This is a genomic window from Gibbsiella dentisursi (assembly GCF_039539505.1).
Taxonomy (GTDB): Bacteria; Pseudomonadota; Gammaproteobacteria; order Enterobacterales; family Enterobacteriaceae; genus Gibbsiella; species Gibbsiella quercinecans.
The window spans coordinates 1,122,896-1,139,207 of sequence record NZ_BAABDG010000002.1; the positions used below are offsets into that span (position 1 = coordinate 1,122,896).

Genomic DNA, 16,312 nt, shown 5'->3' on the forward strand with positions numbered 1-16,312 from the left:
CTGCCGGCAGTTTATTTTTCGCTGGTGGCCGCTTTATGATAGCGCCCTTAAACATATTGAAAAGTGATGAATGAATGAAAGCGGAGCATAACCTGGCTGTGATGCACTGGGGGACTTACCGTGTGGCCACCGAGGGCGGCCACATCTCGTCGGTTTCGCCGGTGGAATGGGACAAAAACCCCTCGCGCATCGGCCTGTCTTTAGCCGGTGCCGTCACCAGCAACACCCGCATCCGCCGCCCGGCGGTACGCCTGGGCTATCTCCAGCACGGGGCCGCCGCACGCGATGGCCGTGGCAAGGAACCCTTCGTGGAAGTCAGTTGGGAACAGGCGCTGGATTTGGTGGCGCGCGAAATGCAATCGGTGAAACAGCGTTGCGGCAACCAGGCGATTTTCGGCGGCTCCTATGGTTGGGCCAGCGCCGGGCGCTTCCATCATGCCCAGAGCCAACTGCACCGCTTTCTAAAAAGCTACGGCGGCTATACCGCCAGCACCAACACCTACAGCAGCGCCGCCGGCGAACGCATCCTACCGCATATCCTTGGCCCACTCAGCCCATTGCATAAGCAGCATACCCACTGGTCGGTGTTAGCCGAGCATTGCGAGCTGTTCGTCGCCATTGGCGGCTTGCCGCTGCGCAATGCGCAGGTCAACGGCGGCGGCGCCAATGACCACATGCTGAAATACTGGCTCGAGCGGATGCAAAGCAATGGCGTCCAATTTATCAATCTCAGCCCGGTGAAAAATGATCTCAGCGCGGTGAGCAATGCGCAGTGGCTGGCGATCAAGCCGGGCACCGATACCGCGTTGTTGCTGGCGCTCTGCCATGTGCTGATTGCCGAAGAACGTTACGATCGGGCGTTTGTCGCCAGCCACACCACGGGCTTCGAGCAACTGAAGCCGTATGTGTTGGGGGAGCGCGACGGCGTGGCAAAAACCCCCGCCTGGGCCGCCGCCATTACCGGCATTGCCGAAGCGCAGATCGTCGAACTGGCCCGCACCATGGCGGCGAAACGCACTATGGTGAATATTTCCTGGTCGATACAGCGGGCGCGCCAGGGCGAGCAGGCCTATTGGGCCACCGTGGCTCTGACGGCCCTGTTGGGGCAAATCGGTACGCCGGGCGGCGGCCTGGCGTTTGGCTATGCTTGCACCAACCTGGCGGGAGCCGAACGCATCGCCTTTTCCGGCCCGCGCCTGCCAAGCGGCGAGAACCAGGTGAATACCGTGATCCCCGTGGCGCGGCTCGCGGATATGCTGCTTAACCCCGGCGGCAGCTATGAGTTTGACGGGCAGCATCTTCATTATCCGGATATCCGCCTGGTGTACTGGGCCGGCGGTAATGCGTTCCACCATCATCAGGATCTCAATCGCCTGATCGAAGCCTGGCGCCGGCCGGAGACGGTGATCGTACATGAACAGTTCTGGACCGCGCAGGCGAAGTTTTCCGACATTGTGCTGCCAGTGACCACCTCGCTGGAGCGCAACGATATCGGCAGCGGCGGCCATGACGGCTTTATGATCGCGATGCGCCAGTTGATCGAACCGGTGGCGCAGGCCCGCGATGATTACGCCATTTTCTGCGGGCTGGCGGAGCGGTTGGGCTTTCACTCGCAGTTCAGCGAAGGGCGCGATCCCGATCAGTGGCTGCGCAAACTGTATGACGATTCGCGCCCGCGGGCAGAAGAAGAGGGGGTGGAATTACCCGATTTTGACGATTTCTGGCAGCAGGGCAAGCTGGAGTTCGCGCCTCCCGCCAGGCGGCAGGTGTTCCTGGCGGATTTTCGCGCCGATCCGCAGCGCTTTCCGCTTTCAACGCCTTCCGGAAAGATAGAGCTGTATTCCGCGACGGTCGCCGGGTTCGGCTACAGTGAATGCCCCGGCCACCCGTGGTGGGATGAGGAAGAAGCCCAGGCACAGCGGCGCATGGCGCAGCAGTGGCCGCTGCATCTGTTATCAAGCCAGCCGCGCACCCGCCTGCACAGCCAGTACGATCATGGCAGCGTCAGCCGCGCGACCAAGATCCACGGCCGCGAGCCGTTGTGGATGCACCCGGCGGATGCCCGCGCCCGCGGCATTGCGGAAGGTGAGGTGGTGCGCGTGTTTAACCAACGCGGTGCGATCCTGGCCGGCGTGCATATCAGCGACCAGATCCTGCCCGGCGTGGTGCAGATTTCCACCGGCGCCTGGTACGATCCGCTGGACCCGCGCGTTCCTGGCTCGCTTGATAAACACGGCAACCCGAACGTGTTGACCGAAGATCGGGGAAGTTCCCGCCTGGGGCAAGGATGCAGCGCCCAAAGCTGTTGGGTGGAGATTGAGCGCTGGCGCGAACCGCTGCCGCCCATCACGGCTTTTGATCCGCCGGCGTTCGTCGAAGCAGATACTGCGCTGTAGCCAGCGTAGGTTTCACGCATTATCGCCCGCCGTGGCGGGCGATAATGCAGTCATGGACGGGGTTTACAACCCCGGTTGCAAAAAGCGGCGAGTGCGTTGGTGTTGCGGGTTATCGAATAATGCCGCAGCGCTATTGTCTTCGACAATTTCGCCGTCGGCCATGAAGATCACCCGATCGGCGACGTCCCTGGCGAATGACATTTCGTGCGTCACCAGGATCATGGTGGTCTGGTGATCGACAATCGAACGGATAACCTGCAGCACTTCATTGACCAGTTCCGGATCGAGCGCGGAAGTGGGTTCATCAAACAACAACACCTTTGGCTTAACCGCCAGCGCCCGCGCGATGGAAACGCGCTGCTGTTGGCCGCCGGACAGCGTTGCCGGGTAGCTGTCTGCCTTGTGGCGCAACCCCACTTTATCCAGCAGGGCATAGCCGATCTCGTTTGCCTGGGCCTTCGGCATTCTTTTCGCAATGATCAGCGATTCCGTCACGTTCTCCAGCGCGGTCTTGTTTTTAAACAGGTTGTAATGCTGGAACACCATGCCGGTATGTTTGCGCAATTCATTCTCTTGCTGCCTACTGATGTTGCCGGCGGTAACCTGGGTATCGGCGATCTTCAGGGTGCCGCTGTCCGGCGTTTCCAGCAGATTGATACAGCGCAGCAGCGTCGATTTGCCGGAGCCGGAAGGGCCGATAATCGCCACCACCTGGCCTTGATCGATCTGCAGCGAAATATCGTTCAACACACGGTTGTCGCCAAAGGATTTGGTTAAATGGCCGATCGTTAACATGGGCAGCCTCCTTATTGGTACGGGCGATTGAGCCGGCGCTCAATGCGTTTCTGTAACAGGGTCAACAGGATGGTGACCGCCCAGTAAATCAGCGCCACGGCAAGGTAGCTTTCAAGAAAACGAAACGAGTTGCTGGCCAATATCTTGGTTTGTGAAAAGATCTCGGTGACGCCGACGGTAAACGCTAGCGACGATTCTTTAATCAGCATGATCAGGTAGTTGCTCATGCCCGGCACGGCGACGCGCACGGTTTGCGGCAGCACGACGCGGCGGAACCCCTGCCAGCGCGTTAAGCCAACGGACAGGCACGCCTCCATCTGGCCTTTATCCACTGAGTTCATTGCCCCGCGGAACTCTTCCGCCAGGTTAGCGGCATTCTTGAAGCTCAGTGCGATGATGGTGGCGGAAATGGCGTTCATCATACTGATGCCGGGGAACAACTGCGGAATACCAAAATAGAAGATAAACAGCGTCACCAGCGTCGGCACGGAACGGAAGAACGAGATATACACTTCCGCAGCGGCGGTAAGGATAAAAATCCGGTTGCGGATGATCAGCGCCAGAACCATACCCATCAGCGAGGCGATAACCATAGAGGTTACCGCCAGGAAAAGCGTCATGGGCAAGTAACTGAGCAGTACCGGAAAAGCTTCAAGCATAAAGCTCAGATCAAAATTCATGCGCTTATTATTCCTTGCTTACATCCTGTTTGAGGTATTGCTGCGACAGCTTGCTGAGCGTGCCGTCACTTTTCAGCGCCGTGAGCGCTTCATCGAACTGTTTGCGCAGCGCATCGCCTTTCTCATTCTTCACGAACGGAAACGCTTCCTGGTAACGATATACCGGCTCGCCCGAAGGTTTTAACGGCAGGCGAGAGTTATCGATCAACAGCTGCGCGCCGGCACGGTCCATGATGTAGGCATCAAGACGGCCGAGGGCGACGTCCTGGATGATGGCGCTGGGTTCGTCATAGGTGTGGATATTGATCCCGGCATCCGGGTAATTTTTACGCAGGAAGTTTTCCTTGCTGCTGCCGACGTCAACCCCCAGGCGCTTGCCCTTTAAATCGTCAATGCGGTTGATGCTGTTATCGTCTTTGCGGGTCACCAACTGCGCGCCGGAATAAATGTAGGTTTGTGAGAACTGGTACTTTTCACGGCGCTTGTCATTCACTTCCACCTGGTTGGCGATCGTGTCGATTTTGCCGGAGTCGAGCATGCCGAACAGGCCGGTCATGTCGGCGGTGGTCAGCTCAACGCGTGAATACCCCAGCTTTTTGGCCACGGCATTGACCGTGGCGATGTCGTAGCCTTCGTAGTCCTTACCATTTTGCTTGTAAGAGAAGCCGATGCTGACGCCAAAGGTGCCCACGTGCAGCACTTTTTCATCCGTTGGTTTGTTATCAGAATTATCGCAGCCGGCCAATAACAACACGCCGAGCACAACAGAGGATAACACTCCTTTATTGAATTTTTTCATTATTTTACCCTGGATTTATTGAGATCTGATTATTATATGTGATGAAAACAAACCGCTAGTGTATAGGATCCGGTAAAGCCGGCATTATTCATATTTGGTATAAGTTATAATGCAATAAGCTAGAGGAAACAATGACGAAAAGCTTTATGATTTTATCAGTAGAACGAAATAACCATAAATATTTAATGGTTTAATCTATAAGTAAACCAGGGGAACCGATGAGAATTATAGCCTGTGGCGATTTATTATTTTCCAGCCGAAATATGGTAAATCGGCTGGATAAAAGAGTTATTGATTTGCTCGCCAGCGCAGACGCCGTATTTGCTAACGCAGAATTCAGCTGTCCGCAGCCGAATATTCCGCCAGCCGCCGGCCGCGGTTATATTACGGCGGTTAAACCGGCAACGCTCGATGAGTTCGCCGATCTGAACATTCGTCTGGTGTCTTTCGCCAATAACCATACCGGCGATTTCGGCTGGGAAGGCGTGGTGAGCACCATTGAGGCGGCGGAAGCACGTGGGCTGATCCCGTGCGGGCTGGGGCGCAATCTGGATGATGCCCGTTTGCCGCGTTTCCTGGATACGGCAAAAGGGCGGGTCGCCGTTGTGGCGCTGGGCTCGACGCGTTCTGAAGTGTTCCTGGCGGCCAACGCCGGCGCCGGCACGGTTGCCCGCCCCGGTTTGAACCCGCTGCGCTGGGGGCGTGCTTATGTGCTGCCCGATGAGCAATTTGAGCAGTTGAAGAACATCACCCGGCTGCTGGGAATTGACGAAAGCGTGCGCGAGGGGATGCGGGTTGAAGTGATGGCGGATAAGGGCGATGACGAATTCAAGTTCGGTTCGCTGTTTGAAAGCTCATTGCAGATTGAACGCGGCGAGCAGGCGAAGGTGCGCACCTGGTTCAACGAACAGGATTGCCTGGCCAATGAACACAGCATTCGCGACGCGGCAAATCGCAGTGATTTCACGCTGGTAAGCCTGCACACCCATGAAGGCGACAACGACAGTTGGTATTCCCCCAACGCGCCGGAGTTTATCGAAGCCTTTGCCCGCCGTGCCGTGGATGCCGGCGCGGACGCGGTGGTTTGCCACGGCGCGCACTTTATGCGCGGCATCGAGCTGTATCACGGCAAACCGATTTTCTATAACCTCGGCAGCCTGTTGATGGAATTTGAAGCGGGCGAATCGATCATCGGGCCGGAAATGTATGAAGCCTATGGTCACCCGGCCAATGCACGCCCTTCGGATCTGCATAAAGCGCGGGCGAAAAACAGCGCGGGCGAGTTTATCGGTTTTAACGCTGAAGCGCGTTTTTCTCAAAATGCCTTGGCGATATTTGATCTGGTGGAAGGCGGGTTGGCTTGCCAACTGCTGCCGCTGGATCTGGGGATGAACCGCGAGCGCCCACTGTCGCGCGGGCTGCCGCAGATCGTCACCGCCGAGCAGGGGCATGAAATCGCCGCGCTGCTCATGCGGCTGAGCGAACGCTACGGCACGCAGTTTAGCTATGATGAAACCAGCGGCCTGGTGACATTCAGCGCTGCCTAAGGTTTGTATTAAACAAACGTCATGTACGGGAATAACCTCAGGTTATTCCCGTTTTTCATTATTTAATCAAACTTGAGATGAAAGGACTCGAAGGCATGGATGCTGACCACTACCCTTTTAGTCTTCCCTCATACCCCAACGCGCGGATTTATCAATTTGATGAGACGGGCGTGGCTACGGTGGATTATGAAGAAACCGAATGCTTCCGTTTGATGCGGGATTTCCTGAACAATTACGACCGGCGGTTACAACAGCTGCTGGGGTAATACACCCTTTCCCGCCCACCAGGGGCGTAACGCCGGCCCAGCGGTGCGGCGTTACGTGGGGCGATGCGGTTTACTGCGCATTTTTATCGACGACGAAATCAAACTTCGTTAGGCCGACGCTCTGCGCGCTGGTCATCACATAGGATACGCGGCCGTATTCCGCGGCCTTGTCGGCGTAAATACGCAGATGGGGCAGTTGTGGCCGTTTGGCGGTTTCTTCCAGCCGGGATTTTAAGGTGGCGTCGTCAACGGGCTGTTTATCCCAGGCGATACTACCGTCGGCCAGCACCGAAATATCAATGGCCTGAGGGTCTTTTTCCAGCGCGCTGGCGTTCGCCTTGGGCAGATTGACTTTTACCGCGTGGTTGATCACCGGCAGAGTAATCATAAATACAATCAGCAGCACCAGCATGACATCGATAAACGGCGTCATGTTGATATCGTTGACCAACCCGTCGTCTTCGCTTTCGAACTGCGAGTTGCCTGACATACTCATTATTCGTTTTCCCCTCTTAGAGCCTATCCCATTAGGGCTATTTTACTTGCCATTACACCGACTGGCCGGCACGGAACGGCTGGACGCGATGGGCGGTTTGCGCATCGACAGCGCGCAGTTCGGTAACCTCGGTGGAGGTAATGCGCGAGCCGGTGAGGTAATAGGCATGCAGATCATGGGCAAAGCGGGCGATGGCATGCTGCAAGGTGCGGTTGCGCCGGCTGATGGTGTTAAAGCCCAGCACGGCCGGGATAGCCACGAACAGGCCGAACGCCGTCATGATCAGCGCTTCGCCGACCGGGCCGGCGACATGGGCCAGATCCGGTTGGTCGACCATGCTGATGGACTGCAGTGCATGATAAATGCCCCATACGGTGCCCAACAGGCCAACGAATGGCGCGGTGCTGCCGATGGAGGCGAGGATACCCAGGCCCGATTGCAGGCGCGCGCTATTGTCGTCAATGCTGTTTTTCAGCTCGCGCGCCAGCCAGTCGCTGATATCAAGATTGTTACTGATGCCGGCCTCGATATTGTACTGGTGGGACATCGCCGCATGGCCGGCTATCGCTAGATCGCGGAACGGGTTATTCGCGCTGTTGCCTAATGAGTCGATGGCGGCCGGCAGCGTTTTTTCGCTCCAGAAACGGTGTTTGGTGCGCAGGGCGATTTTGCGTAACCCCGCGCCCTGTATGCATTTAATCACAATCACCGACCAGGACATCACGGACATGACCAGCAGGACCAGGGCCACCGAGCGGGTAACGATGTCGCCCTGCTGCCAAATGTGCTCAATGCCAAACTCATTCATTTTGCTTCCTCGATTATCAATAAACGCTATCGGTCATGGTCATCCACCGCCAGATGGGCTAACGGGGTAACTTGAAGGTAATGGGTTGAATCGTCATCACGGAAATCGCCTGGCCATTTTCCAGATACGGGTTACAGCGTATGCCGGAAACCGCCGCCAGCGCCGCCTGGTCAAGATCTTGATAACCGCTGCTGCGGGCGATTTCGCCGCGCCCCAGGCTGCCGTTGGCGTTGATCGCCAGGCGGATCAACACTTCACCTTCCTGGCGCAGCCGTTTGGCCTTGCGAGGATAGTCCGGCGCCGGCACCATGCAACCAATGGTCGAAACCATTTTCGGCGTGGCGTTGGGCGCGCTTTTTAGCATTTCACCCTTGGCCGTCGCTTGCAGCGCGGCCTTATCGGCGACCCTGGCGTTTTGTACCGGCAAGGGCTTTTCTTCGCTCACCGGACGCGTGACTTCACGCACCGGTTTGGGTTTTGGCTCGACCTTGGGGGTGGGCTTGGGCTTGGGTTTCGGCTTTGGCGGCACCGGCGGTGCGACAGGCGTAGGCTCTGGCGGCGCCTCTTCGCTTTGCGCCACTTCGCGTTCGCTATTTTCCGCCGTCAACAACGCCGGTGTTTCGGTAGCCGCCTGAGGGGCCGGCGGCGGTTCGGGCTGCGGCATTTCGACCATGGTCACCTGCACACTGCTTTGTTCGGCAGGGTTGATGATGTCCAGCGGCCGGTATTGTGTGGTGTGCGTAATCGCCGCGCCAATCAGCACGAAGTGGACTAACACTACGGCTGCAATCGCCAGCTTGGGCACGCGATCTTTTTTCGCCGCCGCAAGCCCAATGGGAAAAAGCATGGCGGGCGCTGCGCTTTTCGGCACTTCAATCCTTTCTTTCACTATCAGGTGCTGTGCTTTCACCACGACCTCTCGATAAATCCTGACTGCTTGCTAACCGGCACGATCCGCAATCGGGGGGAACTTATCTTGTATGTGCAATGAGGAAGCAAAAGTGACACCGGCCAGGATAAAAAAGTGGAAAAAAAGCGAGATCACGCGTCGGCTGCGGTGATGCGGATCCAATACCCCGTGGTGCGGGTAATGGCGATCGGCATGGTTTGCGCCAGGGCATCAAGCGTGTATGGCACATCGTCCAGCGGGAAGTTGCCGCTGACGCGCAGGCTGGCAATCGCCGGATCCAGGCGGATAATCGCCGGGCTGTAATTTCTTAGCGAATCGATCACCGAACTCAGCGATGCATCCTGCACTTCCAACCGGCCCTGGGTCCAGGCGGTTTCGGCATAAGGGGAAATGGCGACCGGCATCAGCGTGTCATGGTTGAACCACAGACCATGGCCGGCTTCGAGCAGCCGGTTTTCGCCGCGCAGGTTAGTCACTTTAACTACGGATTCCAATACCGCCAGATGGATGCCGCCGGATTCCTGGCGCACGTTAAAACGCGCTTCGCTTGCCAAGATGCGCCCCATCCCGGTATTCACATTAAACGGCCTGGCGTCATTCACCACATCGGCAATAAAGCCGCCGGTGCGCAGTTCAACGTTGCGCAGGCTATCGTTGATCGCGATATTCAGCGCCGTGCGCGCGTTCATATCCAGAACGCTGCCGTCGTTTAGTTCGATCCGCCGCCGTTGGGCGGTATTGGTGTGAATATCAGACAACAGGTAAGGCACCGGATATTTTTGGTTCACCACCAGGCCGCCAACCACGGCTACGGCGGCAATGCCCAGGGTGTTTTGCAAAAACTTGCGGCGGCTGGAGGGGGCGAGCAGGGTCTGGCGCACGTTTTCACTTGGCATGGTATGCGTCAGTGATTGAATTTTTCCCAGCGTGGTTTCTATTTGGGCGCAGGCGGCGTCGTGGCTGGCATCGGCATAACGCCAGCGTTCGTATTCACGGAAATCCTCATCCGTGGCTTCGCCAGAGCGTAGCAACACCATCCATTCGATGGCTTGTTGGGCGGCGGGATCGGGGCGTTGGCATGCTCTCATTATTTTATGGGTTACTCAGTCTGGCCGGCGGTCGCCAGGTAACAGTTGGTGAGCGCTTTCGCCACGTATTTGCGCACCATGCTGGCCGAAACGTTCAACTCTTTAGCAATCTCAGCATAGGTCATACCGTCTAGCTGATTAAATAAAAACGCCTTGCGTGCATTAACAGACAAACCATCCAGCGCGCGGTCAATGGCCAGCAAGGATTCGATCACCATCTCTTGCTCTTCCGGCGAAGGATGGCAATGCTGCGGGTTGCTTGCCAGCGCGTTGAGATATGCCTGCTCCAGATCGCGCCGGCGCCAGGTTTCATACAATATCCGCTGGGCCAGCGTGGTGAGCATGGCGCGTGGCTCCCGGATTTTAAGCAAATCCGGGATTGCCGCCAGCCGAACAAAGGCTTCGGAGGCGATATCTTCCGCACCGGTGCCATGGCTGATCCGCCGTCTCAGCTTATCCGTGAGCCACCGGTAATCGCTACGAAAAATTAGCGTTAATGCATCTGTTCGGCTGGTAAATTCGGCAGGCATTGTCTCATCCGTCTTTCTTAATTCTTAGCGTAAAACCTTTCACAGGCCGCAAAAAGGATCGTTACCGCCGATCCTGGAATGGCGCCGTTCTTAGCCACGGAGGCACCGTGTGCAAAGCGGAAGGTTAATTCAAACCTGCCCAGCAATAAACGAGCCAATAATATTTATCTCTAGCTTATATCTATAGAATATAAGTATATTTTTTTCTTTACTAAGGCAACTTTTGTTATATGCCCAGCACAAGAAATGTGAGATTGCACAATAACGGATAGCCGAGTGGGCAATAAGCCATCAGTTTGCACTTGCGTGGTGCGCTGCTGGCGTAATTTTCCCCTCTATTGGGCAGCATGCCTGCCGTGGAATGCGTAACGGCAACGCGTATTAGCGAAAAAAAACGTAAATGAATTAGTTAATTAGATACAAAAAAACGATTTATCGCAAAAAAATATTCACTATCCGGTGACACATTTCGCCCCCCGTTGCACATACACACTGAGAAAACTAACTGAGCCATAACCCTATGGCGTCGCAAAACATTTGCCTTTTCACCGGGAGCAGAATTAATGAGTGATGCACTGCAGAGTGGTTGGAAGAAACGTTTTAGCCCAAGCCAGTTGGCGTTGGCGATCAATATCACCTTTGCCGCGGCAAACGTTGCATTATTGCTGCCACAGGCGGCCTACGCAGCAGCGGCCACGCCAATACACTTTTCGGTGCAGGCCGGTTCACTGGAACAAGGGCTGCTGACGATTGCGCGCCAGAGCCAGCAGACCATTTCTTTCAATCCCACGCTGGTGGCGCCTTACCAGGCTAAACCCATTGATGGCAATTTCACGCTTGAACAGGCGATCGTGCACCAGTTGCAGGGCACACCGCTTTCCGTCACCACGACGGCTAACGGCACGCTGACCATCGATGCCGTTACCACGGCAATGCCGACGGCTGCCGCATCGGATTTGCAGGCGGCAAAGGACAGCGGGCAAACGCTGCCGACCATTACCGTTGTTGGCAGCGCGGATCAAAGCGAAGATGCCACGGTGTATAACCCGTCGACGTCCAGCACCGCTACCCGCACTAATTTATCCTTGCAAGAGACGGCGCAGTCGGTGCAGGTGGTGAGCCGCAAGCTGCTTGACGATCGTCAGGCTGTGTCGGTGGAAGATGCTTTGCGCAACGCCGGCGGTGTCACGATGCAGGGCGGCAACCGGGGGCTCAACACGATAAATATTCGCGGCTTTAACGTGACGGGCGGTTCGACCGACGGCGTCTCCAACCCCAACAGCACGGTGAACGGCAGCGCGACCGGCTATTCCAGTATCGACGGCATTGAACGTGTAGAAGTGCTAAAAGGCCCTCAGGCGGTGCTGGCAGGCAACAGTTCGCCAGCCGGTTCGGTCAACGTGGTGCGTAAAGCGCCAACCGCCGATCCGCTGCACACCTATAAATTTGAGGTGTCAAAATATGGCGAAGTGAAAAACGCCATCGATCTGGGCGGCTCGCTGAACGACGACAAAACCTTCCTTTACCGTTTTAATGCTTCCACCATGCGGGCGGATAACAGTTTCCCTGATTTTAACGGTAAACGCGGTGAGTATGTCGCCCCTGTGCTGGCCTGGGTGACGGATAGCACCAATTTTAAAGTCGGGGCGGAGTTTAATACTGGCAGAACGTCCGGACCGGCGGCCACCTTGTACAGCAATGGCCGTATCCAACGCCTGCCTGAATATCGCCTGGGCGATAAGGACAACCATTTCTCCATTAATGCCAAGACTGTTTATTACGAACTGAACCAGGATTTGTTCGACGACTGGTCCTTTAACAGCAAGGCGACCTATCTTGACAACACCACAAACTATCGCCTGCATGAACTGTACGGAGCAAGCTCTGATGGCACATTAACCGCCCATGAACTGGGGAATAAGCAGGATTTGAACTCCATCAGCCTGCAAAATGATATCCGTGGTAAGTTTTCTATAGGGCCGATGACCCATAATATTCTGGTTGGTTACGACTTCCAGCGTGCGAAAACCACCAGTTGGGATTTACCTTCCGGCAGAATTTACACCACCGCTAATTATAACGATCCCGGCAGCATCTCGTTCCCGGCGATCCCGGATCCCAGCTATAAATCCTATACCATGCTGCAGTATCAGAAGGGGCTGATCCTCCAGGATCAGATCGATTTCTGGGATCGGCTGCATTTCCAACTGTCCGTCAAACAGGCTAAATGGTCTTTGCGCACAACAACGACCAAAACGTCAGAGAAAAATGTCACCCAATGGGTGCCGAGCTATGGCGTCAGTTTCGATATCACGCCGGAAATCACGGCTTATGCCAACTTACTAAACAGTTTTGCGACCGTAGGGACGATAAATACCCTTACCGGCGAACAGTTGGATCCTTCAACCGGCAAGTCAAAGGAAGTCGGGCTTAAATTCAGTTTATTGGATGATAATCTGACCATCACCACTGCAGCGTTCCATATCGTGCAGAAAAACGTGGTCGTGACCGATATCACCGGTAATGCGGTTGGTGCGGAAGGGCGGGAGAGCAAAGGCTTCGATTTTGATTTGAACGGCCGGATCTTGCCGGGCTGGGATATTACCGCCAGCTATACCTTTGCTCAGCCTAAGGATCCGGACAATTCCTCAGTTACTGGCGCGACATCCCAGGCAAGGGTTACCGCGCAGCCAAAACATTCCGGCAGTATCTGGACCACCTATGAACTGCAGGAAGGGCGGTTCCAGGGGCTGGGGGCGGGCATCGGCGTGCAGGCGGCCAGCGATACCTGGAACGGTTCGACCAATAATTACTTCAAGATGGGCGGGTGGGCGCAAACCGACGCCTCCGTTTTCTATCACCAGCCGAAGTACACGGTAACGTTGGGCGTGAACAATATCTTTGATCGCGATCTCTACTATTACTCAACCTCGGTGAATTATATCGGCGTCAAACCGGGCCGTACCGCGCGCTTATCTGTGACGTACTCGTTCTGATTATGGAAAATATGACGGAACATTCAATCGATAAAACGCTGCCCGGCGAGGGCAAACGGCCGGGCATATGGCAGCTTATTAGCCCTTTTTGGGTATCGTCGGAAAAGTGGCTGGCTTTATTGTTAATTGCCGTGATTTTGGCAATTAATTTCAGCGGGACTTATGCCCATGTCGCTTTGAATAAGCTGCAAGGGCAGTTAACCGACGCGTTGGTGGCGCTTGATTGGCCGCTAATCAGCACCACCATGGTGGAAACCCTGGTCATCGGTAGTATTTCGATATTACTGCCGCTGATTAGCGTATTGGCGATTGATTATTTGACTCTGCGCTGGCGCACCTGGATGACCACCCGCTATGTGGAGCGCTGGACCCAGCGCTCCGCGTATTACCAGTTGGAGCGGGATAATTTAATCAGTAACGGCGATCAGCGTATTGCGGAGGATATTAATCTTTTTACCGACGTCACCATTAACCTTTCCACCAACATTATCCATGTGGTGGTAAATACCGTAACGTTTACCGTTATTTTGTGGAATCTGTCCGGCGCGTTATCTATCCCCCTGGGGGACACGACATTGTCGATCCCCGGTTACATGGTCTTTGCCGTCTATCTCTATTCATTTCTCCACCTGGCGCTGAGCCACTGGTTAGGCAAAGTGCTGATTGGCGTCAATATGAATAAACAGACGGTGGAGGCGGATTTCCGTTTCCTGGGCATGCAAGTGCGCGAAAACGCCGAGCAAATTGCCTTTTTCGGCGGTGGTGAACGCGAGGAGCAACGGCTGCTGTCTCGCTTCGAGCGGGTACGGGCCAATACCCTGCTGATGATGCGCAAAACCTTTAAGCTGCGGTTTTTCCAAAGTCTGTTCACCCAGGCCTTTTCACCGCTGCCGACCTTGTTGGCGCTGCCGTTATTGCTCTCGGGGCAAATCACCCTGGGCGGCATGACCCAGATTACCCTGGCCTATGGAACGGTGCTCGGTACGCTTGGTTTTTTCCCTCAGGCTTATCAATCCTTCACCAACTGGATGGCCCTGGCCAACCGGCTGCGGGATATGTTGTGGGCGTTAAATAAGGCCCGCGATCAGCCTGCCGGCATCCGGCTGGAAAACCACGGCGCGGCGCTACGCTGCCAGGATGTCACCTTGCAACGCCCGGACGGCGCGGTGCTTGCACGCCTGCCGGCATGGCAGGCCGCGGCAGGCGAACGCTGGGTGGTGCGCGGCCGTTCGGGCAGCGGCAAGAGCACGCTGCTGCGCGCCTGCGCCGGGCTATGGCCGTTTGGCGTGGGTGAGATCACCCGCCCCGCGGCGGCGCGCATGCTGTTTTTGCCGCAGAAAAGCTATATCCCGGTCGGCACGCTAAAAAGCGCCCTGGCTTATCCCGATGAGCCGGAAACCTTTACCGATCAGCAATACCGCCAGGCGCTGGTGGACTGTTGCCTGGCAGAGCGGGTTGATTCGCTGACCCAATTCGATCGTTGGCAGCAGGTATTGTCCGGCGGCGAACAGCAGCGGTTGGCGATGGCGCGGGTGCTGTTACATCGCCCGGATGTGATCTTCCTTGATGAAGCGACCAGCGCGTTGGATCCGGAAACGGAAAGCCAGCTCTACCAGGCACTGATTGAGCAACTTCCCAACAGCACCATTATCAGTGTGGCTCACCGCAAAGAGCTGGAGCACTTCCACCAGCATACGCTTACCCTGACGCCCGAACGGGGCAGTTAACACCGAGACAGGATCCCAAATGTTGAATAAACCAAACGAATTAACCGACGCCAGCCTGGATAGCTTCCTGGCCGCCGCGAAATTGCCGGTGCTGGTCGATCTGTGGGCGCCGTGGTGCGTGCCCTGTCGCACGATGTCGCCGATTATCGACAAGCTGGCAAAAAACAGCGCGGGTAAACTGCTGGTGGCCAAGATCGATGTGGAAAAATACCCGGCGGTTATGGCGCGTTTTGGCGTGCGCGGTATTCCTACGCTGCTGTTGTTCAAGGGAGACGCGCAGCCGGAGCGGCAGGTAGGCGCGCTGTCCCAGGGGCAGCTTAACGCCTGGCTGGCCGGGCACCAGGTGGATGTGAGCGCGCAACCGACGGTGGCGCATACCGAAGCGCTGGCCTGGGCCAGTTTTTATGGCGACGAGGGGCTGCACGATTTCATCGCCCAGCGCGCCATTGGCCATGCGGCGGCGGGCGATATCAGTGTGGGGCTGGGCAGTTTCTGGATTGACGGCAAGGGCAGCACGTCGGCCTCGATGGTCCATCAGGCTGACAGCCAGGCCTTTGAGCGCATCACCGGGTTGCCCATCGCCATTGGGCAACTGCTCGATATCTGCGGTTATCTGACGGCGGAGCAGATGGCGGCGCTGTTCGCGGCGCTGCGCGCCGGCAAGGATTACCGGCTGGTGCCGCTGCGCTTTATGCACTGGTGGTTTAGCGAGGCATCGGCGCCCTGGGCCAGCTATTTGCGCGATCCGCAACTGGTGCAGTTGCTCGCACGCTGGCAGGCATTGTGCGCCGATCGGCTTGCGGGCCGTGAAACCGCGCCCAGCGCCTGGGCGGCGGTGGGCGAACAGGCGGCGTTGTTACGGCAGGGCTATCAACGGCCGGATCGCCAACTGGAACAGATGTTCGCCACGCTGTTGCAGTTGCTGTCGCCGGTGCCTGTCACCACCGAGGGCGATACATGGGGCCATATCGCGATCAACATCCACTGGGCGCAGTTCCAACACCTGGAGATCCTCTCGGGGTGGAGTGATGAGGATCGGGCCACGCCGGGTAAACGCATGGGCTGGTTTAACGAAAAAGAGCGCCAATCGCCAGAGGGTAAGCTGAGCCAGGATGAGATCGCGGCGCTCAGGGCGGCGTGGGCGGCGGAAAATGCGGAATTCCTCGCTAAAGAAAACGCTTTCCATCAAAGCATCCCGCAGCTTTTCCTGCCGGTGAAAGTGCGGATGCAGCAGGAACTCAACCGCTTGCTGGCCGAAGCGCCGGAGTTTTAAC

At 56.5% G+C, this 16,312-nt stretch carries 14 protein-coding genes; 6 read left to right on the forward strand and 8 right to left on the reverse strand.

Translation table 11 applies throughout. The annotated features are described in order from the left end of the window. The first annotated feature begins 74 nt into the window (after positions 1-74). Positions 75-2,396, forward strand: coding sequence for a molybdopterin-dependent oxidoreductase (locus tag ABFX35_RS05535; RefSeq protein WP_346079708.1), 2,322 nt, complete (start codon positions 75-77; stop codon positions 2,394-2,396). A 63-nt stretch (positions 2,397-2,459) separates the two neighbouring features. Here ABFX35_RS05535 and ABFX35_RS05540 read toward each other — a convergent pair whose 3' ends face one another. The 3 genes from ABFX35_RS05540 to ABFX35_RS05550 are packed head-to-tail and all read right to left on the reverse strand — an operon-like array spanning position 2,460 to position 4,670. Beyond that, on the reverse strand, positions 2,460-3,191 hold the full coding sequence (locus tag ABFX35_RS05540) for an amino acid ABC transporter ATP-binding protein (protein WP_279027189.1): 732 nt from the start codon (positions 3,189-3,191) through the stop codon (positions 2,460-2,462). A gap of 11 nt (positions 3,192-3,202) precedes the next feature. Then, positions 3,203-3,871, reverse strand: a complete 669-nt coding sequence (locus tag ABFX35_RS05545; protein WP_095844882.1) for an amino acid ABC transporter permease — start codon at positions 3,869-3,871, stop codon at positions 3,203-3,205. Between the two features lie 7 nt (positions 3,872-3,878). After that, entirely contained in the window at positions 3,879-4,670 is a 792-nt protein-coding gene (locus ABFX35_RS05550; protein ID WP_279027187.1) for a transporter substrate-binding domain-containing protein, read from the reverse strand. 218 nt (positions 4,671-4,888) lie between these two features. On the opposite strand from ABFX35_RS05550, the gene ABFX35_RS05555 reads away from it, so the two are divergent. Both ABFX35_RS05555 and ABFX35_RS05560 read left to right on the forward strand, forming a co-directional pair. Then, a complete protein-coding gene (locus tag ABFX35_RS05555; protein WP_346079710.1) occupies positions 4,889-6,217 on the forward strand; it encodes a CapA family protein in 1,329 nt (442 codons plus the stop codon). A 77-nt stretch (positions 6,218-6,294) separates the two neighbouring features. Next, a complete protein-coding gene (locus ABFX35_RS05560) occupies positions 6,295-6,483 on the forward strand; it encodes a hypothetical protein (RefSeq protein ID WP_147439825.1) in 189 nt (62 codons plus the stop codon). Positions 6,484-6,553: 70 nt separating this feature from the next. Here the strand turns inward: ABFX35_RS05560 and ABFX35_RS05565 are convergent, their stop codons facing one another. From ABFX35_RS05565 to ABFX35_RS05585, 5 genes are all read right to left on the reverse strand, one after another. Beyond that, a complete protein-coding gene (locus ABFX35_RS05565; RefSeq protein WP_183096545.1) occupies positions 6,554-6,979 on the reverse strand; it encodes an ExbD/TolR family protein in 426 nt (141 codons plus the stop codon). Positions 6,980-7,031: 52 nt separating this feature from the next. Next, positions 7,032-7,787: a MotA/TolQ/ExbB proton channel family protein gene (locus ABFX35_RS05570; RefSeq protein ID WP_346079712.1), complete on the reverse strand. Its 756-nt coding sequence runs from the start codon at positions 7,785-7,787 to the stop codon at positions 7,032-7,034. Positions 7,788-7,845: 58 nt separating this feature from the next. Continuing rightward, positions 7,846-8,697 (reverse strand): energy transducer TonB, encoded by an 852-nt coding sequence (locus ABFX35_RS05575; RefSeq protein ID WP_346079714.1) that lies wholly within the window; start codon positions 8,695-8,697, stop codon positions 7,846-7,848. A 131-nt stretch (positions 8,698-8,828) separates the two neighbouring features. Further along, a complete protein-coding gene (locus ABFX35_RS05580; protein WP_279027181.1) occupies positions 8,829-9,785 on the reverse strand; it encodes a FecR family protein in 957 nt (318 codons plus the stop codon). Positions 9,786-9,796: 11 nt separating this feature from the next. Then, positions 9,797-10,315 carry a sigma-70 family RNA polymerase sigma factor gene (locus ABFX35_RS05585; protein ID WP_279027180.1) on the reverse strand — a complete coding sequence of 173 codons (519 nt, stop codon included), beginning with the start codon at positions 10,313-10,315 and terminating at the stop codon, positions 9,797-9,799. 563 nt (positions 10,316-10,878) lie between these two features. Between ABFX35_RS05585 and ABFX35_RS05590 the strand changes: the two genes are divergently transcribed. Genes ABFX35_RS05590 through ABFX35_RS05600 form a run of 3 tightly spaced genes read left to right on the forward strand, consistent with a single transcriptional unit; the run spans position 10,879 to position 16,311 of the window. Then, positions 10,879-13,311, forward strand: a complete 2,433-nt coding sequence (locus ABFX35_RS05590; RefSeq protein WP_346079716.1) for a TonB-dependent siderophore receptor — start codon at positions 10,879-10,881, stop codon at positions 13,309-13,311. 11 nt (positions 13,312-13,322) lie between these two features. Beyond that, on the forward strand, positions 13,323-15,038 hold the full coding sequence (locus ABFX35_RS05595) for an ABC transporter ATP-binding protein/permease (RefSeq protein WP_346079717.1): 1,716 nt from the start codon (positions 13,323-13,325) through the stop codon (positions 15,036-15,038). 19 nt (positions 15,039-15,057) lie between these two features. Then, entirely contained in the window at positions 15,058-16,311 is a 1,254-nt protein-coding gene (locus ABFX35_RS05600) for a thioredoxin family protein (RefSeq protein ID WP_346079719.1), read from the forward strand. Position 16,312 lies beyond the last annotated feature (1 nt).